The sequence below is a fragment of the Streptomyces sp. NPDC002446 genome (genome assembly GCF_053595675.1).
In genome coordinates this window covers 66,613-87,280 of record NZ_JBSFYC010000027.1, presented here as the reverse complement: position 1 = coordinate 87,280, position 20,668 = coordinate 66,613, and the positions used below count along the sequence as shown (strand labels likewise).

The 20,668-nt window shown below is 69.4% G+C and carries 19 protein-coding genes and 1 pseudogene; 5 read left to right on the top strand and 15 right to left on the bottom strand.

What is annotated here, in order from left to right; translation table 11 throughout:
- Window positions 1-67: 67 nt before the first annotated feature.
- Window positions 68-736 (bottom strand): DUF4097 family beta strand repeat-containing protein, encoded by a 669-nt coding sequence (locus ACWD6P_RS17735; protein ID WP_451445016.1) that lies wholly within the window; start codon window positions 734-736, stop codon window positions 68-70.
- 221 nt (window positions 737-957) lie between these two features.
- Here ACWD6P_RS17735 and ACWD6P_RS17730 point away from each other — a divergent pair, with 221 nt between their 5' ends.
- Window positions 958-1,713 (top strand): helix-turn-helix domain-containing protein, encoded by a 756-nt coding sequence (locus ACWD6P_RS17730; RefSeq protein ID WP_451445015.1) that lies wholly within the window; start codon window positions 958-960, stop codon window positions 1,711-1,713.
- A 350-nt stretch (window positions 1,714-2,063) separates the two neighbouring features.
- On the opposite strand, the pseudogene ACWD6P_RS17725 reads toward ACWD6P_RS17730, so the two are convergent.
- A pseudogene (locus ACWD6P_RS17725) lies at window positions 2,064-2,249 on the bottom strand (tyrosine-type recombinase/integrase); the annotation flags it as partial.
- Between the two features lie 70 nt (window positions 2,250-2,319).
- On the bottom strand, window positions 2,320-2,727 hold the full coding sequence (locus ACWD6P_RS17720) for an ATP-binding protein (protein ID WP_451445029.1): 408 nt from the start codon (window positions 2,725-2,727) through the stop codon (window positions 2,320-2,322).
- A gap of 659 nt (window positions 2,728-3,386) precedes the next feature.
- Between ACWD6P_RS17720 and ACWD6P_RS17715 the strand changes: the two genes are divergently transcribed.
- Window positions 3,387-3,725, top strand: coding sequence for a MerR family transcriptional regulator (locus ACWD6P_RS17715; protein ID WP_451445014.1), 339 nt, complete (start codon window positions 3,387-3,389; stop codon window positions 3,723-3,725).
- Window positions 3,726-4,215: 490 nt separating this feature from the next.
- On the opposite strand, the gene ACWD6P_RS17710 is transcribed toward ACWD6P_RS17715, so the two are convergent.
- The 9 genes from ACWD6P_RS17710 to ACWD6P_RS17670 all read right to left on the bottom strand — a co-directional run bounded on the left by ACWD6P_RS17710 (window position 4,216) and on the right by ACWD6P_RS17670 (window position 11,304).
- Entirely contained in the window at window positions 4,216-4,524 is a 309-nt protein-coding gene (locus ACWD6P_RS17710; RefSeq protein ID WP_451445013.1) for an SCO5918 family protein, read from the bottom strand.
- Window positions 4,525-4,584: 60 nt separating this feature from the next.
- Window positions 4,585-4,842 (bottom strand): CBS domain-containing protein, encoded by a 258-nt coding sequence (locus ACWD6P_RS17705; protein ID WP_451445012.1) that lies wholly within the window; start codon window positions 4,840-4,842, stop codon window positions 4,585-4,587.
- A 116-nt stretch (window positions 4,843-4,958) separates the two neighbouring features.
- Window positions 4,959-6,473, bottom strand: a complete 1,515-nt coding sequence (locus ACWD6P_RS17700) for a DEAD/DEAH box helicase (protein WP_451445011.1) — start codon at window positions 6,471-6,473, stop codon at window positions 4,959-4,961.
- A 346-nt stretch (window positions 6,474-6,819) separates the two neighbouring features.
- Window positions 6,820-7,023, bottom strand: a complete 204-nt coding sequence (locus tag ACWD6P_RS17695) for a cold-shock protein (RefSeq protein ID WP_069775160.1) — start codon at window positions 7,021-7,023, stop codon at window positions 6,820-6,822.
- An 869-nt stretch (window positions 7,024-7,892) separates the two neighbouring features.
- Entirely contained in the window at window positions 7,893-8,120 is a 228-nt protein-coding gene (locus ACWD6P_RS17690; protein ID WP_451445010.1) for a hypothetical protein, read from the bottom strand.
- Between the two features lie 36 nt (window positions 8,121-8,156).
- The gene (locus ACWD6P_RS17685; protein WP_451445009.1) at window positions 8,157-8,654 is read right to left on the bottom strand and encodes an Asp23/Gls24 family envelope stress response protein; all 498 of its coding nucleotides are present in this window, start codon (window positions 8,652-8,654) and stop codon (window positions 8,157-8,159) included.
- Window positions 8,655-9,005: 351 nt separating this feature from the next.
- Window positions 9,006-9,806: a YhjD/YihY/BrkB family envelope integrity protein gene (locus ACWD6P_RS17680; protein WP_451445008.1), complete on the bottom strand. Its 801-nt coding sequence runs from the start codon at window positions 9,804-9,806 to the stop codon at window positions 9,006-9,008.
- Window positions 9,807-9,846: 40 nt separating this feature from the next.
- The gene (locus ACWD6P_RS17675) at window positions 9,847-10,359 is read right to left on the bottom strand and encodes a hypothetical protein (protein WP_451445007.1); all 513 of its coding nucleotides are present in this window, start codon (window positions 10,357-10,359) and stop codon (window positions 9,847-9,849) included.
- A 789-nt stretch (window positions 10,360-11,148) separates the two neighbouring features.
- Window positions 11,149-11,304, bottom strand: a complete 156-nt coding sequence (locus ACWD6P_RS17670) for a DUF6131 family protein (RefSeq protein WP_181923971.1) — start codon at window positions 11,302-11,304, stop codon at window positions 11,149-11,151.
- Window positions 11,305-11,594: 290 nt separating this feature from the next.
- Here ACWD6P_RS17670 and ACWD6P_RS17665 point away from each other — a divergent pair, with 290 nt between their 5' ends.
- The 3 genes from ACWD6P_RS17665 (at window position 11,595) to ACWD6P_RS17655 (ending at window position 13,457) form a co-directional block, all read left to right on the top strand.
- Window positions 11,595-12,554, top strand: a complete 960-nt coding sequence (locus ACWD6P_RS17665; RefSeq protein ID WP_451445028.1) for a YihY/virulence factor BrkB family protein — start codon at window positions 11,595-11,597, stop codon at window positions 12,552-12,554.
- A gap of 193 nt (window positions 12,555-12,747) precedes the next feature.
- Window positions 12,748-13,191 carry a hypothetical protein gene (locus ACWD6P_RS17660; protein WP_451445006.1) on the top strand — a complete coding sequence of 148 codons (444 nt, stop codon included), beginning with the start codon at window positions 12,748-12,750 and terminating at the stop codon, window positions 13,189-13,191.
- Between the two features lie 92 nt (window positions 13,192-13,283).
- Window positions 13,284-13,457: a CsbD family protein gene (locus ACWD6P_RS17655; protein WP_451445005.1), complete on the top strand. Its 174-nt coding sequence runs from the start codon at window positions 13,284-13,286 to the stop codon at window positions 13,455-13,457.
- A 648-nt stretch (window positions 13,458-14,105) separates the two neighbouring features.
- Here ACWD6P_RS17655 and ACWD6P_RS17650 read toward each other — a convergent pair.
- Genes ACWD6P_RS17650 through ACWD6P_RS17640 form a run of 3 tightly spaced genes read right to left on the bottom strand, consistent with a single transcriptional unit; the run spans window position 14,106 to window position 20,553 of the window.
- Window positions 14,106-16,043 (bottom strand): ABC transporter ATP-binding protein, encoded by a 1,938-nt coding sequence (locus tag ACWD6P_RS17650; RefSeq protein ID WP_451445004.1) that lies wholly within the window; start codon window positions 16,041-16,043, stop codon window positions 14,106-14,108.
- On the bottom strand, window positions 16,043-17,392 hold the full coding sequence (locus ACWD6P_RS17645; RefSeq protein WP_451445003.1) for a lanthionine synthetase C family protein: 1,350 nt from the start codon (window positions 17,390-17,392) through the stop codon (window positions 16,043-16,045). The genes ACWD6P_RS17650 and ACWD6P_RS17645 overlap by 1 nt, the downstream gene beginning before the upstream one ends.
- Window positions 17,389-20,553 (bottom strand): lantibiotic dehydratase, encoded by a 3,165-nt coding sequence (locus ACWD6P_RS17640; protein WP_451445002.1) that lies wholly within the window; start codon window positions 20,551-20,553, stop codon window positions 17,389-17,391. Before ACWD6P_RS17640 ends, ACWD6P_RS17645 begins: the two co-directional genes overlap by 4 nt.
- Between the last annotated feature and the right edge of the window lie 115 nt (window positions 20,554-20,668).

Here is a 20,668-nt window from a genome sequence, read left to right as displayed (position 1 = left end):
GGGCGAGCGCGTCCAGGGCGGTGGCCGTGCTGCGTTCGCTGTGCGGGATGCCTCCCGGCACGGCGGGTCAGAGGCTGCGGGCGGTGATGTCGCCGTAGGCGGTGGTCGCGTGGATGTTCAGGCCCGCGGCGCCGTCGGTGTTCTTGAGCGCGTTATGGATCCGGCCGTAGGCGGTGCCGGCGTCCAGTGCGGCGGAGACTCCGCGGGCGGCGCCGACCGAGATCCCACCGGCCTCGGTGCGCAGCACGACCGTGCCGCGCACGGCCTCGGCGATGTGGAGGTCGCCCTTTTGGGTGCTGATCTCCGCGGGGCCGCCCAGGCGGCCGACCGAGATGTCGCCGGCGGCGAGGGTGAGGCGGGCGCTTTCGGCCTCGTCGAGCTTGACCGAGCCGTGCGCGCCCTCGAAGGCGACGTCGCCGAGCCGTCCGACGCCCCGGAATTCGGCGCTGGCCGCCTTCGCCTCGATGCGGGAGCCGGCGGGCAGCTGGACGGTCAACTTGATGGATCCAGAGTTGCCGAGGATCCGGTTCTCCGCCGGTAAGGCCGCGACCCGCAGGACGCCGTCGCCGTATTCGACCGTGATCCGCTCCGCCGCCTTCACGTCGCGCCCCTTCGAGGCGTCCGCGGGCAGGACCTCGACCGTGGTGTCGGCCCGGTCGGCGGCGATGAACCGGACGCGTCCCGCGGGGATGTCGAGGACGGCGGAGACCGGGGCGGGAGTGTCGAACTTCTGCATCGTGCTCTCCTGCGACTCGTTGTTTCGGATGCAGGAAACGCTACGCTGCATTCCAAAGTCCAGCAACAAGTTCGTTGCGTCAAATCGCCATCAACGCAGGTAGAGGCTGGAATATCGTTGCAACAATTTCGAATTCAATGCAACGAGCGCTACTCTTTCGTTGCAATAGATAGAGAGTGAACGCTATGTTGGAGGCATCAAGGAGCACGAAGGAGGTCACGATGCCGGGAGGCAGACTCACCCAGCAGGAACGCCGGCAGATCGCGCTGGGGCTGGCCGACAGCCTCGCTTACGCGGAGATCGCCAGACAGCTCGACCGTCCGACCTCCACGATCACGCGTGAGGTCATGCGGAACGGCGGCCCCACCGCCTACCGCGCCGACCTGGCCCACCGCGCTACCGAACGCCGCGCCCGCCTGCGCAGGCAGGCCGCGCCCAGGGGGCCGGAGGCGCCCGTGCAGACCGACGGACGCGACGCCGAGGCCGTGCACGAGTACGAGGAGACGCTCACTACCGTCATCATGCAATCGGGCTTGCCCAAGATGACTTCCCGGGTGCTGACCTGCCTCTACACCACCGACGCGGGCAGCCTCACCGCCTCCGAACTCGTCCAGCGCCTCCAGGTCAGCCCGGCGTCCATCTCCAAAGCGATCACACTCCTCGAAAGCCAGGGCCTCGTCCGCCGGGAACGCGACGAACGCCGCCGCGACCGCTACATCGTCGACGACGACGTCTGGTACCAGGGGATGATCGCCAGCGCCCGGTCCAACGCCCTGGTCATCGAGACCGCACGGCAGGGCGTCAGCATCCTCGGCCCCGACACCCCGGCTGCCGCCCGCCTCGAAGGCGTCGCCCGCTTCCTCGACTTCGTCAACGAGAGCATGACCCGCGCCGCGGAGCAGGCCCGCGGCGTCCTCCACCCGAAAGCCGAAGCGACCTCAGGCGGCACCGCCACGCCACGTTCAGATCGCGGATAGACAGTCGTCTTGATGGTCACAGCCAGTGGCGCCGGCGCCGGATCACCAGTCAGCAGCAGTGCCCGTGGCGCGTCGCGAGCCGCCCCCTGCGGGAATGCCTCCGTTCCGGGGCCGCATCGCCCACCGTGCCAGTGCCGTGCCAGATAGACCGGTAGACCACGGTCAACAAGGGCCAGAGATTCAACCGGGCACGCCCGTCCCAGCCGCGGCGTCTTCGCTGGTCAGGACGCCATTCGGCACCCGAAAGCCCCCTGATTCCCAAGCTCAGAGCGCGGGTTCGATTCCCGTCACCCGCTCCATAGTTGAGGCCCAGGTCGGCGACCTGGGCCTTGTTTGTTGTCTGGACCAGTTCAGGCGTCGCGCACCAGATCCGCACCAGAAGGCTTCTGATCCGCCTTGCTGCGGGCAGCCCGCACGAGGTCGTCCAGTCCGCTCGCCACTTCCTGTTGCCGTTCAGGGTCCCAGTGCTGGTAGATCAGCGCGGCCTTCTCAGACGGCTGGCCGGCGCGGACCATCGTGCCCTTGAGCATCGCTCCGCGCACCGAGGAAGACCATCAGACGCCAGCGAGGCCCGAGGGCATCGGCACAGCTCGCCGACAGGCCCCGCTACCGGGGGAGTTGGGCATGGATGGTTTTGCCGGTTCCGGGGGCGGGGGTGATGGCCAAGTGGCTGGCAAGGTGGCGGACCATGTGCCAGCCGAAGCCACCGCCGCCGCCGTTGAGATCAGGTGCGCGTTCGCGGGGGGCCGCCGAGCTGAGGTCGCTGACCGCGGCGTTCAGCGTGTCCGGGCCGGCAAAGAGTTGGAGGGTGTACCGGCCACCGCCGTGGCGCAGTGCGTTGGTGGCGAGTTCGGAGACCACCAGGAGGAAGGTGTCCGTGCGCTCGGGATCCGGTGCTGGAGTGAGGTTGTCAGTGAATGCGCGGGTCGCCTCGCGGGCTCGGTGGATGCTGTCCGGGCTTTCGCCCCGCACCACGGTCGACACGGGATGAGGGGCGGCGCTGGTGATCTTCATGCCGTTCATGCGCGTACACCCCACCTGTGATCTGTTGCGCCCTTTTGCCGTGACAGGCAGTGTGCCCGCCCCTTCGGTTCCCACACCCCGGACAACGCACTTCCTGGTGCAGTTTCCATCAGGCGCGGATGACAGAAGCTCGGCCACCACCTTGACAGAAAATCTGTCATGGCGGTGGTAGACATGCAGCCTCTCGAGGTTTAGGCTTTTCGTCGTAGCCAAGAGATCGAAAGGCGCGGCAGAGGTCGAACTGCCGCGCGTGCGGTGCCAGAAGAGGCACGGCAGTGGAGTCGCGGGGCCGAAAGGTATGCAGGTGGGCCCCGCGACTGACTGCCGGGCCGGGCGGCCCCCGGGACCGCGAGCGGAATCGCAGGATCTGCAGTAGTAAGCAGGACGACAGAAGGAAGATAAGGAGGCAGACACCATCAGGATCGCCCGGGCGAGGAAGTGAGTCCGCTCGGGTACCGCAGGCCCCGGAACGGAAGGTGGTCCCCGGTCACACATCCGCGATCCCCGCACTTCCCGCCCTCTCCCGGGCGACGGTGCGGAAACAGAAAGCCGGCACCACAGTAAGCCGGCAGATGGTGTTCAATCCCTCGGGGCCCTGGTGCGTGTTCGGCACCAGGGCCCCACGATGCATTCCCCCATCAGAGGTGCAAATGACCGCAGAAAACTCTCACGATCGTCTCAACGACGAGGACTACCCCGCCTACACCATGGGTCGAGCCGCCGAAATGCTCGACACCACCCCCGCCTTCCTGCGGGCCCTCGGTAAGGCCAAGCTGATCACGCCGTTGCGTTCCGAGGGCGGCCACCGCCGCTACTCCCGCTACCAGCTGCGTATCGCCGCACGCGCCCGCGAACTCGTCGACCAGGGAACCCCCGTCGAAGCCGCCTGCCGCATCATCATCCTCGAAGACCAGCTCGACGAAGCTCAGCGCATCAACGAAGAACTGCGCGCTTCGCCCTCCGGGCCCCGCCGCAAGACCGACGCCTGAACTCCGCTTCCGCGCCCGCGCACGGCCGCCGCGCCCCGGGGACGTTCAGTCGCCGTCGGACAGGCCGGAGTCACAGCCGACCCACAGCAACCACGCAGACGAGCTCCGTCGATATCGTCGCCGGAGCTGTTCGCCGTCAGCCTGACGCCAACCGGGTTGAGCGCCACGGTCGGGGTATGCCCTGATCTCGCGGCAGCGTCCGAGGCTCCGCGCCTCTGATTCACCGGGAGCCGGGCGGGCCATCGGGACGTGGGACGGACGAGGCCCACGCGCCAGGACATCTGCTGTGGTCAACAGACGGCGAGGGAGATGGCGCTCGTCCCGAACAGCAGCAAGGCGGTGACGGAGTACGCGCTCCGCGGGGTTGGCCGGCTGGAGCACGTTCTCCCCTCACCGGGGCGAGGGACACACTTCCGGATTCGGCGGCGTCGCGGGACACAGCTTCCGTCCTCCTTCGGACCGTCGGGCCTGCATTGCCACAGCGGTCCGGTCAGGCTCGGGCCGGGTGCCCCAGCAAGGCCGACGCCGTCTCCAGTGGTGTGAGACCGGTCGGTGGCACGAGCGCGGCAGCCGGGCGGCACACGAAGCCGAGGCGGCTCAGAGCTCGGGTCACTTCGCCGGCGGAGAAGTCACGACGGTCCTGCCGGGTGATGATCTCCCCGACCTGTTTGACGGGGTAATGGCGGCGGCCGATGAGCACGGACTCACCCGTGACGGGTTCGGGTTTGATGCCCTTCATCGCATCCTGCACCTCGGTCTTGAGCAGGTTGAAGGGGAAGCCGGCGATGACGACGCGCATAGTGCCTCTACAAGGTCGAAGAGAAGCCGGAAACGGATCACCGGCCCGGGCGGAGAGGTATCAACGGGTGAGGACGACGGCGCCCAGGGCGTGCCCGTCCTCACCGATCACGGGTGAGGCCCGCAGCGCGCGTTGGCGCATGGCGCGTTCGGCGTCGTGCCCTTGGTGGTGGGCTGTCATCTGGGAACGGGTGATCAGGCCCGTACATCGCCCGTCCTCGTCACGGACGAGGAGATCGTCGGCACGGGCCCCGATGAGGACGGACAGCGCCAGGTCGACGATCATGTCGTCGCCGACCTGTGGTCCCGGCGACGTCATGACGTCGCCGGCTGCCTTGCCGGAGCAGTCCGCCTGGGGGTGAGCTCTGAAGCATCAACGAAAGCCTCCGTGACGATGGTGATCCGACGAGCTGGGCGTGATCGTCCGGGACCGGCCTAGGCGGCCCGGGCCGAGGAGGTCTGCCGCGCCGTCGGTGTCGCGGTTCGGGATGATCCTGCGGCACGGCGGGCCTGGGCGGGGCGGCTGCGGCGGCCGCGCGTGGAGGAGCCGCTGCGCTTGGCGCGTTCGACGACTGGTGCGGCGATGGTGACCGGGATGCCGGAGGGTGCCTGGGCTCCGGTGATACGGCTCAGTTCGGCCTCGCCGGAGCGGACCTGGGTGGACTGCGGGGTGATGCCCGCGTCCACCATCAGGCGATTCATGGTGCGGCGCTGGTTGGGCAGGACGAGGGTGACGACGCTGCCGGACTCGCCGGCGCGGGCGGTGCGTCCGCCGCGGTGCAGGTAGTCCTTGTGGTCGCTCGGCGGGTCGACGTTGACGACGAGGTCGAGGTTGTCGACGTGGATGCCGCGGGCCGCAACGTTGGTGGCCACCAGGACGGTGACATGTCCGCTCTTGAACTGGGCCAGGGTGCGCGTGCGTTGGGGCTGGGACTTGCCACCATGCAGGGCCGCGGCGCGCACGCCGCTGTTCAGCAGGTGCTTGGTGAGGTTGTCCACGGCGTGCTTGGTGTCCAGGAACATGATCGACCGGCCTTCGCGGGCCGCGATCTCGGTGGTGGTGGCGTGCTTGTCGGCACCGTGGACGTGCAGTACGTGGTGCTCCATCGTGGTGACCGCGCCCGCCGAGGGATCGACGGAGTGGACCACCGGGTCGGTGAGGTAGCGCCGGACCAAGAGGTCTACGTTGCGGTCCAAGGTGGCCGAGAAGAGCATCCGCTGCCCCTCGGGACGGACCTGATCGAGCAGAGCGGTGACCTGAGGCATGAAGCCCATGTCGGCCATCTGGTCGGCCTCGTCCAGCACGGTGATGGCGACCTGGTTCAGGCGGCAGTCACCGCGCTCGATGAGGTCCTTGAGCCGTCCCGGCGTAGCGACCACCACTTCGGCGCCGCCGCGCAGTGCGCTGGACTGCCGGCCGATCGACATCCCGCCGACGACGGTGGCCAGCCGCAGCTTCAGCGACCGGGCGTAGGGGGTGAGTGCGTCGGTGACCTGCTGGGCCAGCTCCCGGGTGGGGACCAGGACCAGGGCCAGCGGCTGGCGGGGCTCGGCGCGCTGTCCGGCGGTGCGGGCCAGCAGGGCCAGGCCGAAGGCCAGCGTCTTGCCCGATCCGGTGCGTCCGCGGCCGAGAACATCGCGTCCGGCCAGCGAGTTCGGCAGCGTGGCGGCCTGGATGGGGAACGGGGCGGACACGCCTTCCGCGCCGAGGGCCGCCAGCAGTGCCGGCGGCATGTCCAGCTCGGCGAAAGCCTCGGCCGGGGGCAGGGCGGGAGTGCGGGTGACGGGCAGGGCGAACTCTCCCTGCAGAGTCGCGGGACGCCGTCCGGGGCCCCCGGAACGGCCCGTGCCCGAGCGGTTCGGCCCACCGGAACGGTAGCCGCCGCGGCCTGAGCCTGACGAGCCGGCAGAGCGGGAGTAGCGGTCATTCGTGCGAGCTGTGCGGTTCATGGAGAACCTTCCTCGATGCGGTACGTCGAGGAATTCCCAGTGGCAATAAGCCGCACACAAGAATCGCCAGAACGAACCGATGAAATGAAATGAAACGAAGCGGGGCGGAAATATTTCGCCCCTTGCACGCCGAAGCGGGACCGGCAACGCCGCAAAGAAGAGCGAAGCAGTTGCCGGATCATGGATCCGGGCGGATTGCCCGTCGCGGGATAGCGGTCGGGAAATCGAACTCGCTGCCCGCACGCCGCTTGTGCGGCCGTTGCGGGGCACACGGGAAACACCGAAAAGCAACGAGCTGGGGCCCGCACCCAAGGTGCGGGCCCCAGCTACGGTGTACGCGTCAGCGTCAGGCGGGAACGATGTTCTCGGCCTGCGGGCCCTTCTGGCCCTGCGTGACGTCGAAGTTCACCTTCTGGCCCTCCTGCAGCTCGCGGAAGCCCTGGGCAGCAATGTTCGAGTAGTGGGCGAAGACGTCGGCGCCGCCACCATCCTGCTCGATGAAGCCGAAGCCCTTTTCCGCGTTGAACCACTTCACAGTGCCAGTAGCCATGTCATATCTCCTTCGGGGCAGTGCCCGGAGCCCACACCATGCGGGCTCCGTGTCGCTGCGTTGATTGCCCGTCCGGAAATAAACACCGGAAATACGAAAGCGCTCCGCCATGTACGACAGCGACCACGCTTGAAGTCTTGGGAATCACAACTGCAACTGAGATCGACGGTAGCACGGTACTGGCGGCCATGCGCGGCACATGATCCCGACGGTTTCGAGAGGGCAAAAAACCCTTACCGCACCAGTGGCCATTTCTGCAGTTGCGGCATGAGATATTCAGCATCGGCGCTCGCCCCTATTCGACCGGAAATGCGTCGCCCCCCTCGACCACTGCCCAGGCTCCGCGGGCACGAGCCGAGCACCAGCCGTGCCTGGCCGAACCACACAACACCGCACAACCGTCGGGGGTGGATCGCGGCGCGGCACGGCCTGTACCGGTCCACCGAATCAGCAGTCAAAGCGGGCGCGGGGTCAGAGCACTCATGGTCACCCGGGAGGACGAAACCCCGACGAACCTTTGGAAGCGGGGTGGCGAGCACGCCGACCCTGCACGCTTGCACCAGCGATTCCGCAGCGGGTACCCACGTGCCCCCTCTCTTCCACCTGCCCGCCCGGAAATGGCAAGCAATCCACGTACCGTCGACGGCAGCGCCCTTGACGCACATCGAACTGGCGCGATGCAGCAGCGACCGGCCGTCTGGTCCTCATACGGCTGTTCTCGCCACCCGGCTTCTCGCCGCCGACCTCCTGACCAGGACGGCCACTCCGATCGGCCGCCGTCCGGTCCTCGCCGTCCGCCGCGCCGGCTGGTACTCACCAGCGAGAACCGCCTCCGCGCTGACCCCGTGGGGGTCGGCCGGCGTCACCAGTCACCGCAGCCACTGTGCATGGACCCGTCGACGGTCCTCGCGGATCCGTTGCTGGTCGTCGCGGGGGCGGAACAAGGAGCCAGGGCCCAGGTCACCGTCCATGAGCCGCCCGACCATGAGTCCGACGACGCCCAGCGCCGCCACCAGCAGGAAAGCCCAGAAGCCGCCGAAAAACCCGGCGAAGCCCAATGCCATTCCCGCAATCAACCCCGCCATAGCCCAACTCATCGTGTGCTCCTTCGCTCAGCTACCCCGTTTGCGGGGCTACTGGACGCGCTGTTCCTCTTCCTCTTCGTCCTCCTCGTCGGGCAGTCTCACATCGCTCACCGCGATGTTGACTTCCACAACGTCCAGGCTCGTCATCCGCTCCACTGCGGAGATCACGTTCTCCCGCACGGCACTCGCTACCTCGGCGATCGCGACGCCGTAGTCAACGACGAGCTCCAGGTCGATGGCCGTCTGCACCTCGCCGACCTCGACCTTGACCCCACGTGTGACGGATTTGCCGCTGCCGGCTCCGGGCACCATTTCGCGGACGGCCCCCATGGAGCGGGAAAATCCGCTGCCCAGCGCATGCACCCCGATCACCTCGCGGGCCGCTATCCCGGCGATCTTCATGACCACGACGTCCTCGATGGTGGTCCGGCCACGGGAGCCCGGGGCGCCACGCTTCCCGCCCGCATCCCTCGGCCTCGTTGCGTCCTCGCCCGTGGACTCCCTTTCGGAGGTCGCGGGCCGATTCTGTCCTCCGGCTTCGCCCATAATCGATAATTCCTTCCCAAGAGGGCATACTTGGCTTACCTCGCTATTCCATTCATTTTAAATACCCTTTGCTTTGTTCGCCTCCGCGATGCGGCCCATGTGGGATCGGGCTGCCGGACGAGGGCGCAAGCGGCGATACCGGGCAGCCTGGGCGCAGCGCCGGTGGCGGCTGACGCATGGATGCTGGCTGCACCGGCAGCAGCTCGCTCCCGGCCGATTGCTGCCGCTTGGCGGGCCCGAGGACGGAGCCTGGATCACCGAACACCCGGCGTGCCAGGTGCCGGGCCGCGCGGCCTCCGGTATCCGGGGCCTGCTGGGCACGGCGCGTATCCGTCTGGCCGGTCGGTCTTTTCAACGGTGTCGGCGCTGAAGCACCAGTCGGCCGACCAGCGCACCGCCGAACACCACCACGCCCACGCCGACCAGCCAGGACTGCACGACCAGGACGGTGCCGATGGCGCCGTAGGTGACCGCGCTGGACGCGATCAACGGCGAGAAGACGAGCCGGGAGAAGACCCTGAGACCGATCAGCCCGGTCACCGTAATCACCGCACCGGGCAGCAGGGCGCCCCAGCCGACCCGCCCACCGAGCAGCATCCGCTGCGACCACCAGAAGAACAGAACCGCGCTCAGCAATGCGGCCGACGTGAGGGCCAAAGACTGTCGCCACAGCGTGGTGGTGGCGGACATGAAGAGGTACCCGACGAGTACGACGAGCCACAGCACATGCCGCCACCGGGCATACCAGCGCGCTGGGGAGAGCTCCCAGACCCTCTCGTAACCGGTCTGCACCGCCGAGCCCAACGACAGACCGAAGACAGCAAGGGCGGCAAGGCCGAACGCCGTCGTGGTCCGAGCTGCCTGGCCGGGCCGGGTGAACAGCTGCCCGATTTGCTCCCTGGAAGCCGTCGACACGCCGATCCCGTCCCCCAACCACTGCGCGAACCCCCGCCCGTGTGTCGGATCACCCGCGGAGACAACGATCAGCAGTGGCACCAGCGTGAGGAACCCGAGCGCCGCGAAACCCAGTGACCGCGATCCCAGCTCCAGCTCACGGCCCCGTCTCCAGCCGCGCCCGACCGGCGAATGCCGGATCACCCGGCGCAGCCGTCCGAACGGAGAAGGACGGCCCGCGGCATCGGAAGGCTTCATCGGTGTGCCTGTCGACTACACGGTCGACGACGTCGCCATCTCACGGGCTGTCAGAAGTCACGCCGCGCGCCTCGGGGGTGAACACCGCCGCCGCTGCCGTGAGGCGCAACATCTCCAGTGTGTCGATCTGGCCCCGTGCCCGGTCCAGCAGATGGTGCAGCTGGGATTCATCCAGACGGGGCTCGCCCGCGGCCACGACGAGCAGCGTGCGCCAGATCAGGGTCTTCCCCTCGACTCCCAGCCGCAGGGTCTCCAGCTCGATCAACGTACTCAGCCCGGAGCGCCGGTACAGGACGCCGTTCGGCTTCAGACGCCCCAGCCTCTCGGCCGCCCAGCCACCGCACACCTTGTAGCGGCGTGCGGGGACGCCGAGTGCGTCCATGACTTCGAGCAGGCTCTGCCGGTCCTGGGCGATCTCGTCGGCGATGCGCTGCAGGTCGGCGCTGCGCGCCGAGTGGCGGTGCTGGTGGGCGATGCGCTGAGCAAGCCCGATGCCGAAGGTGGCACCGGCCAGGTGGTCATTGAGGTAGATCCCGAGCTTGTCGCGATGCACCCTGGGCCCCGTTCTCGTCTGTCCTCGGCGATCTCCTCGACGGTGCGACCGCGTACACAAGCGGGCCGGAAGCACCGGCGTCGGATTTCCCCCGCACCACGCAGCAAACCGCGAGGGAACGGAGCCGGCGCGGCGAAATGCCGGGAACGGACCCGAACGGCTCAGGGGCCGCCCCAGGCGCTGGAGCCACTGTCCGTCCCCGCGCACGAGGTGGAGCTGCGCAGCAGAGCCCTTCCAGGACGGTGACGGCACGCCGCGTTACGGTGCATGGCTTCTCCTGGCCGGCTTCATTGCTGGAGGGCTTCGCACTGAAGGTCGCCGGCATCGTGGACCTCAAGCGGCAGCCCGCACGTGAGCGAGCCGTCGAGGGGCCGCAGCATGCCGCGACCGTGCACTCGTATTCCGGCCCGAAACGTTCCCGCAGCTGCCGACGCCGGATCGTGGTCCGCAGGACCAGCGCGACCACGGCCAGGATGACCACGACAGCCACGATGATGACGATGGTTGACATCGCATCCTCCACTCACTTACAGCCCACGACCGGCAGCCATGATCAGAGACGACTGCGCCGCAAGTAGCTCGGCACGCCCCGCACGACAGGCTTCAGCGGCCGCCGGTGACGTATGCCCAGGCACGCGGTGCGCCGCACTCTCATCGGGCTTCCCCGCACGATCTTGGATCTCACGGGTGAGCGCGCAGCGGTGCATGCCCGCACACGGTCGTCGTTGCACCGCCGGCCGTCGGCTCTCCACGCGCGGGACTTCATCGCCGTGCGGGTGCCGGGGCCCTCTACCAGTAGTGCCGTCTCCCTCGGACCCCATGCCCGAGAGCGCCCAGGAGCAACAAGATCAGTCCGATGACGGCCAGGATGATCCCGATGGTCCACAGTATGGCGATCTTGGCCAGGAACCCGATGATGAGCAGAATGACTCCCAGGGCGATCACGGTGTCCTCCGATCTCGCACAGTGCTCTCCTTCTCACCGTGGCGCTCACCTGTCCACGCGGCAACCACTTCCGAATCCCGCTGACCTCCTGATGTTTCGGCCCGTCCGGGCGTGATGCCTTCTGTGGCGGTCGCCGGTCTCCGGGTGTGGAACCGGGTGGATGGGCGGGGTGTTCCCCGCTGACCACCGACCGCACGCGCAGGGCACCCACTTCGTCACGGAAGGCGGCGGAGTATCGCCGCCAGATGCGTCTTCTCTCGCCGTGGATACGCTGAGAGTGGGTGTTTTCCATGGAATGGCTGAGAAGGCTGCCTGGGATCGCACGGCTGATGCGTACGCACATGTGGCGCGCGTACGAGCGGCTGGCCAAGGTCCACTGGGCGCGGCTCGCCGCCGCCATCACCTTCACCAGTTTCGTCGCACTCTTTCCGCTGATCACTGCGGGCGCGGCGATCGGAGCCAAGCTGCTGAGCAAGGACCAGCTCAGCGAGCTCCAGGGCAAGATCGCCGGCCAGGCGCCGGGCCTTTCCAACCTGCTGGACCTGAACAGCCTCGTCGCGCACGCCGGAACCGTCGGGCTCATCGCGGGCGCGCTGCTGCTCGTGATCGGCATCAACTGGGTCGGCGCCCTGCGCGGGTGCCTGCGCGCGGTCTGGGAGAAGGAGCAGGACCCGGGAAATCCGATCCTGCGCAGGCTCAAGGACACCGGGGTACTGGTCGGTCTCGGCGTGGTCGGGCTGGCCGCGATGGCCGGCTCCGTGTTCGCGACCAGAGGTGTTGCCTGGGCCGCCGACAAGATCGGCATCGAGGGCGGCGCCGGACGCACGCTGCTCCTCCTCGCCGGCCTGGCCATCGCCCTGCTCGTCGACTTCCTGCTGCTCGTCTTCCTGCTCACCCGGCTGCCGCGGGTGCACCCTGGCCGGCGCGCGGTCGTGATCGCCGGCCTGATCGGCGCGGTCGGCTTCGAACTGCTCAAGCTGCTGCTGACCGGCTATCTTCAGGGCGTCGCGGCGAAAAGCATGTACGGCGCCTTCGCTGTGCCGGTCGCCGTCGTGCTGTGGATCAACCTCATGGCCAGGCTGCTGCTGTACTGCACCGCCTGGACGGCGACGGGGCCAGCAGCGCAGTCCAGCGAAGCAGCCGCAGGTGAAGGTGAAGGTACGGGTCCCGGGACCGGCCCCGCTGTGTCCGACGTACCCCGGCCGGCAGCGGAAAGCGGCGGTCCACCAACAACACCGCGCAGGCCCTGATGCCGAGCGGGACGAGCAGGACGGAGCCCGGTCAGCAGCGCGTTACCCGGCTTCGCCCCGGGCAAGCGACCCACGACCCTCCGGGGCGAGTCAGCCACCGGTCCCGGGGAATCCTGTGCGTTCCGGTCGCAGTGGCCTCCTGGCCACTGCGGTTCTACCGTGGGACATACCCAGTAGCTCCTTGGAGCGCGTCATGATCGGCATCCTCGGACTCCTCATCCTGCTCGCCGCTGTAGTCGTCGGCGTGGCCGGCATTGTCACCAACGGTGGCAGCGGGCATGAACTCACAGGCGGGTTCTCGGTATTCGGCTACGACATGGCCGGCTCCACCGGCATGCTGTTCCTGTACGGCATCATCGTCGGGGCGGCGGCCGTGTTGGGGCTGATCATGCTGTTCACCGGTGCACGACGCCGTACCTCGCGCCATGGCAGCACCGAGCGCCACGGACTCAAGCGCCGCGAGCCGACCGCTGCCGGCAACGATCGCCACGACCTGAACGGCCAACGGGGAACCGGCCGCACGGAGACGGCGAACGCGCGGGGAAACGACTCACCGCAAAGCGACCGTTCCCTCGAACCGCACGGCGGTCATCACAGGAGACTGCACTTGTTCGGGCACCGAGCCGCCCCCCGGTAGGCCACCGCCGCACGCGCGGATCGCTGACCGCCGACCCACCAGTATTCGTGCCGCCGTACCTCCAGCAGACAACTCACCCAAGGTGGCCACCCATGAGTATCGCGAAGAAGATCGCGCACAAAGCCGAAGCGATGAAGGGCGGAGCCAAGAAGGCAACCGGCCGCGCCACCGGCAGTCGGCGCCTTCAGGCCGAAGGCCGCGGAGACCAGCTCAAGGGCAACATCAAGCAGGCCGGGGCGAAGATCAGGGACGCGTTCAGGCACTGACCGACCCGCCCGGAGCGCCCTGCGGCCGCGGTGGTCTGCGGTGACCCGCCGTGCCTGCTGCCCATGACGGACTGCCTCCACAGGACCGTGCAGGACCGTGGTCGCAGCGTGAAAAGACGAGGACGACACCAGATGGCCGGCCTGGCGCCCGAGGGTGGACAGCAGGAAGCAAGCTGGAAGAGCAGGCGCCTCTGGTGGCGACATGGCGATGTCGAGCGGGCCGTCCTGCCTCGGCCGGATGCAGCGTGCGATCGAGGGGCTGACGATGATCGAGGCAGGGCCGGGTCGGCTTGACCTACCAGCCGGGCGCGGGCGGCGAACGGCAGCTCGCACGCCGCTGACCACCCGCGCTCAGCCCAAGGGAGGGGGGACGAGGCGCCGTCCACCACGATGACAGCGGAGCCGCGTCGACCACCGTGCCAGTGCCGTGCCAGATAGAGCGGTAAACAACGGCCAATCGGGGGCTGAGATTCAACTGGGCGTTCCGTCCCAGCGGCGGCGTCTTCGCTGGTCAGTCAGGCATGAGGCACCCGAAAGCCCCCTGATTCCCAAGCTCAGAGCGCGGGTTCGATTCCCGTCACCCGCTCCATAGTTGAGGCCCAGGTCAGCGACCTGGGCCTTGTTGTTGTTTAGACCTCTCTAGGCAGGTCATGCGCTCGGCGAGGGGGTGTATTGGGCGGCCTGGGTCTCGTAAAGGGAGCGGTAGTGGCCGTCTGTGAGGGCCATGAGCTGGGTGTGGGTTCCGCGTTCGATGAGGCGGCCGTGGTCGAGGACGTAAATCAGGTCGGCGGTGGCGGTGGCTGCAAGGCGGTGGGTGATGAGGAGCACGGTGGTGCCCTGGTCGGCGAGGGAGCGCAGGGCCCGGAACGCCTCGATCTCGGCTTTCGGGTCGAGGGCCGAGGTGGGCTCGTCCACGATGAGCAGCGGTGCGTCTCGGTAGCGGGCCCGGGCGGTGCCGAGTCGCTGCCACTGGCCTCCGGAGAGTTGGGCGCCCCGCTCAAACCCTTTGATCACCACGCTGTCCCAGCCGTGCGGGAGGGAGGCGACGGTGTCGGCGACGTCCGCGTCTGCGGCGGCCTGTTCGATGCGGTGCTGGTCGAGGGGCTGGTCGCCGCGGCCGATGTGCACGTTGGCGCGTGCGGTCATGGGCCACTGCGGGAAGTCCTGGGTGAGAACGGCGACTTGGTCGAAGACCGCCTCCCGGTCGGCCTCTCGGATTTCCGTCCCGTTCCACCAGAGGCGTCCGCCGGTGGGGAGGTAGAGGCCGGCGACGAGCTTGGCCAGCGTCGACTTTCCCGAGCCGTTCTCCCCCACCAGGGCGACGACCTGGCCGCGGGGGATGGTGAGGTCGACCGCGTGCAGGGCGGGCGCGGTCGCACCGGGGTAGGTGAAGGAGACCCCTTCCAGCCTGACCTCTTTGAGGGGGCCGGGGAGAAGTGAGCCGCCGGTGGGGATGGCGTGCTGCCGGGCGGTGTCGCAGGCCCGTTCCCAGTCCTTGAGGTACATCGCTTCCTGGTAGAGGCGGTTGAGCTGCATGACCAGGGACTGGAGTCCGGCGCTGGAGGTGCGGACCGCGATCACGGCGGTGCCGGCCACGGCCAGCGGCATTCCGCCGCTGGTCAGCAGCCACCACAGCAGTCCGTAGGCGACCAGGGACGCGGCTCCCGAGCCGGCCGAGGCGGCGGCCTGCGTGGCGGAGTCCGCGCGGGCCAGCCGGCGCTGTTCGCGCTCCATGGTCCGGGACATGTCCGCGTAGGCGTCGACCAGGAGGCGTCCGGCACCGTGCACCCGGATCTCGGCGGCACATCGCTGGTCGGTGAGCTTCTCGGTGAGGATGGCGATGGCGCGGCGGTGTTCGATCCAGGCGTGGCGGGAGGCGTACCGGCGGCGGGCAGAGAGGACGGCGCCCCAGCCCTTGGGTGCGGCGACCAGCAGGAGCGTGAGGACGAGCAGTGGATGCAGCAGGAACAGGACCCCGGCTGCCGCGGTCAGGCTGATCAGGGCGTTGAGGACGAGGACGGACGAGCCGAGCATGGTGCGGATCGATTCGGTGCCGAACTTGCCCGCGTCCAGGGTGCGCTGGACCCGCTGGTCCTCCAGCGCGGCGAGTTCCACGCGGATCACACCCTCGTAGAACCGGGCCGTACAGACCCGTTCGACCTTGGGCTCCAGCTGTCCGGAGGCCGCGGTCGACGCCGCCGCGAGCACCGCGAGCACGGCGGCGACCGCGGCCATGGCCACCAGGCCGGGCAGTGCCTCGCGCAGCCGCGTGGGCGTGGGACCGGCCGCGAAGAGTGCCACCAGCACCTGGTTGGTGGCCACGAGGGCGAAGGCCCGCATGAGTCCCTGCCCGAGTTCGGCGCCCAGCAGGGTGAGCAGCGCCGCTCGGTCCTCGCGCCAGGCGGCCTTGGCCACGGCGCCGATCACCTGTGGGAACTGGCGCGCCATCGTCCACAGGCTCATCCGCAGCAGGGGCAGCTCGTGCTGCACGTACGGGGTGTCGTAGCGCAGGGCACCGCCGAACAGCATCTGCTCGCTGTCGGAGACCGGCGCTTTGGGTCGGAGGCGGGGTCGAGGGTGCCTCATCAGGCCACCAGCAGGGCGGTCTGCCAGGGGGAGGCACAGGTGCCGTTGGCGTAGGTGTGCAGGGCGAGTGCGATGCCGGCGCTGCCGTCGAGGAATCCGGCGCGGTGGGGTGCCTGCCGGAGACCGTCGCTCAGCTGCGGGCGCTCGTAGTGGTAGCCGAAGGGGTGATCGGGGCGGTAGGCGGCCAGGAGGCGGGCGGCCAGCACGGGCAGCCATGCGCCCAGCCGGGGGTCGTCGCTGTCCTGGGCCATCAGGCCGGTGAGGTGGAGCAGGCCGGCCCAGCCGTGGCAGACCGAGCTGTCCGTGACGGTGTCCAGCAAGAGCCCGAGTGACGTGACGTGTGTGTCGACTGCCTGCGTGTGCCAGTCCGTGCGGTCCAGCGCGACGGCCGCCAGCTGGAGGGCGCGGGCGGTGCCGGGTGGCCCGTAGCACCAGGCGATCATGCGGGAATGGCCCGCGTGCGGGTCAGCGGCGCCGACGAACGTGTCGAAGCTCATCACCCCGGGCCACATTCCCTGCTCGGTGCGGTGGACGAGGAGGTGCTCGGCGATCCGGACGATGGCTTCACGCTGGCCCGGTACGCGGACGCCCGCCTGCCAGGCGAGCGAGAGCAGCGCGAGGGGACCGCTGATGCCGTGCGCCAGGCCGAGGTTGAAGTGTCCACGGGGGAACTGGGGGCCGTGGCCGGGTTCGAGCGGCACCCACCAGCCCGGTACCCGGTGTCCGTGCACCTCCACCGGTTCGGTCAGGCGCACCAGATAGGCCAGGGTGTCGGTGAGCTGCTCCCGGTGGCGTTCACCGCGCAGCAGCAGGTAGCGGCCGAGTCCGGTGGCGCCGGCGACGACGTCGTACGTACGCATCTGCACGCCCGCCCGCCCGGCGGCCAGGCGCTCTTCCTCGCCGGTGAGCAGCCTGTTCATCTGGGCGGCCACTCGGGCATCGAGGGTGTCGAGCATTCCGGCGTAGTCGTCCTCGCTGTGGCGGGCCGCGTTCGCGGCGAAGGCGAGCGAGGCGGCGCCGCCGAACAGGCCCGGTACCGCCGGATCGCCCAGGCCGCGTGCGGCGGCGGCCAGGTGGGCGTGCGCGGCGGTGCGGAACCGCTCGTCGGCGTGCGAAAGCTCGGCGTACAGCAGCGCGACACCGGCGTGGGCCTCGCCCAGCCCGAGCGTGCCCCAAGGGGACTGCGCCGCGGGCATGCCGGGAAGCAGATCGACGTTGTCCGCCGCACAGGCTGCGGTGGCCACCTCCTGCGGGTCGATGAGCCGTTCGGCGAGTTCGGTCACGATGCCGGCGGCCTGTTCGGGGCTCGCCTCGGTGCCGGCAGCGGCGGTCTTGGTGGGGGTGCTCATGAGCAGCTCCTGATGCGGTCTCGATGTGCTTGCACGGCGCCGCGCATGATGGCGGTGGCGGCCTGTTCCACTTGCGGGCCGATGCCGATGAGCCGGTTGTGGTGCATGTGCAGCAGAGAGAGGAAGACCGGCGTGGGCTCCGACCACGCATCGCCGCCCAGCATGCGCAGGGTGTGTGCGTAGTCGGTGACGGCTGACGTACGGGCTCGCCATGAGGCAAACAGTTCCTCGCCTCCCGGCCGCTCGCGCAGCCCCTCCCAGCTGCCGTGGACATCGATCAGCGGCAGTGCCTCGCGCCTGCGCTTCTGGAAGGCGTGGTGCATCTCGCCGCGGGGGATGGCTTCGAGTACGCGTCCCATCCAGGCCGGCTCCTGACCGCCCGGGGCGTCGTCGGCGGTGTACGCGGCCCAGAAGGTGCGAGCGATGTGTGCCTGACCGAGCGCAGCCACCATGACCGGCTCCAGTGAGAGTCGTCCCGCCTCCCGCAACTTCAGCGCCTCGATGGCCGCGAGACTGTCGGCGTGGAAGACCCTTTCGGCCGCCGTCATGGCCTGCGGACCTCCGTAGCGCTCCAGCTCGGGGTCGTACGTGCCAAGGCCGATCCCCCCGATCAGGCCGTCGGACCGGAGGGCGTCGGCCCAGTGGCGCAGCCTGGGCAGCAGCGCCGCCGCGAGCGTGTCGGGCGCGCCGTGGAACCGCAGCCGGAGCAGGTCGTCCGGGCTTCGGTAGCGGATGAAGAACCAGCGGTCCACGCCTTCGGGGAGACCGTCGAGCAACTCCTCCAGGTGGCTGACGAGCAACTCGTCCTGCCGTGCGGGAGTGCACTGCACCGTGGCGTACAGCCACTCCCCGCCGGGCAGGTGCTCGGCCCTGCCCGTCCGTAGCGGCGCGGGCCGGGCGGCGGCCGGACGGACGGTGCCGGGGCCCCGATCTCCCGGCGCGGCCCCGGTGGGCTCGGCCACCAGCGGGATCACCAGCTCGTTGCGGTGCGGACCCTGCGGGCCGGTCAGCCATCCCGCACCCGCCCCGCGGGCGTCCCACCGCTCCAGCACCAGGGTCTCCGGGCGCCGCTTCAACTCGTGGCGCAGCAGGCGCAGATGGATGGGGCGGGTCAGGTCGAGTTCGAGGCGCTGGTCGGCGTAGACCAGACAGACCTGGTCGGGCACGTGCCAGCGCCTGCGCCACTCCCCCACGGCACGTTCCCACGCGGCGAAGGCGGTGTCCTGGTCCAGGACGGCTTGGGTGGGGCGCCAGCGGGCCAGGCTGAGCACGGCACGGCCGTAGCGGACACGGGGCACGTACGGCAGGTCGTCGGCGCGGCCCCACTCCCAGGAATGGACGCCCCGGACCCCACCACGGCCGATGTCGTCCAGCAGCCGTGCCGTGTTGGGGGCCAGAGTGCGGGTGTTGAGCTTGTGCAGCACGGTCGGCACCACTTCCCGGCCGCTGACCGTGTCGACGACCAGCAGCCGGTGGGGATCGGCACAGACCGCGAGGTCCTCCAGCGCCAGCGTGCCGGGCTCGGCGGTGTCGGCGAACACGCCGACCGGCAGCCGGTGTTCCAGCCACTGGGGCACCTGGACGACGTTGTCGCCGCGGCCGTGACGGGACTGGAAGACGACCTGGGCGTGGAGCCCGTCCGCTCGCGGGCCCTCGTCGCCGGTGGCACGAGCCAGTGCGGTCAGCGACGGACGCAGTTCACCGGAGAACAGGTAGGCGAACCGTCCGAAGGTCGCGGCGGCAGGGCCGGCCGAGCCGCCCATGACGACCAGCCGGAACGCGCCGTCGCGCAGGGCCTCCACCGAGGGCGCGACGAGCCGGGTGAACAGTTCGATCGAGGGGGCGCGCCGCCCCGTCGTACGGGCGATACGGGACACCAGCGGGTGCCCTTGGTCGAGGACCACCTCCTCGGCCCCGGAGAGCAGCGCCTCCTGGGCAAGCTCCGTCATCAGCCGGTCCCGCTCGGTCATCTCGGACGTCCGGGGCGGCAGGGGGCGGGTGCTGGGGGGATGTTCGTAACCGGCGGGCGCTCCCAATCCCACGTCGGGGTCCAGCACTTCGGTGACCGGGACGGCCCTCCCCACGCCATAGCGCTCGACGAACTCCGAGTGGTACTGCCGGAGTGCGAGGTAACCGGGTCCGTCCGGGGCCAGCCGCCACAGCATGTCCGCCGCCCGCTCGGCCTCGGCCGCCACCTCGGGAGGCAGCCGCACGTCCGCGTCCATCGCGAGGTCCACCTGCACGCCCCGCTGTGCCGGCCGCAGACGGTGCATCCGGGAGGAGACCTCGGACCAGGGTGTCCGGCCGTCTCCCAGTGCCCGGTCCCGGTAGTCGGCGAGGACTCGGATGATCTCCCGCAGTTCCGCCAGCTCGGGAAGTGACCGATTGCGCATCGCCCCCAGCGTGTCCAGCACGTGCGCCGCCGCGTCGGGGGCCTCTGCCGGAGGCGTCAGATCGGTGAGCAGGATCTGCTTGCGGACCAGATCGGCGAGCATCCCGGCGATCGCGCCATCAGGAGCGGAGGGGAACTGCTCAGCCAGACTCTTCGCCACCTCCGGGTAGGGCAGCGGCGTCCGGGCCGAGTCCAGCGCGGCGCGGACGGCCGGTGTGTGGCGCACGCTGACCTCCCGCACCGGGCCGGCGTCCTCGACCCCCAGATCGGGGACATAGGAGAGCACCAGCCGGTCACCGCGCACCCGGCAGAGGTTGTTGGCCGTGAGCCGGAGGCAGGAGAGCACTTCCGGACGACCGACCCAGGAGGCCGTCACCGCGGTGACCCAACCCCGCTCCAACCGCACCGACTTGCGGTGCGAGGCTCCCAGGCGCGCACAGGCGTTCTCCGAGGCGTCGGCGAACCGCGCCACCGCGACCCCGGCCATGATGCCGAAGGGGGTGCACCGTGTCGCCATGCGCAACTGGTAGGAGCTGACCGCGCGGACGGCCCGCCGGATGTCGGCGATACCGCGCTTCTCCCCACTGAGGATCTCGTCCCAGCGACGGGCCAGCGGCGGACTGGAGATCTCCACCGCCTCGCGCAGCAACCTGTCTCCGGCAAGCGCACGGAGGTATTCAAGGCTCTTGCGGACCTCGTCGGCAGACCCCTCCGTGATGTCGGCGAAAGTTGCCTCGGAACGCTGTTCGGGAAGGGTGGGAATGCGCAACAGAGCAATGTCGGTGCAGGAGTACAAAGGCTTATTTGCCACAAGGAACTCTCTGTTCTCCGGGCGTCGTCCGAGACCCCCTCCCAGCCCTGGCCGGGAGGGGGCCACCTACTGC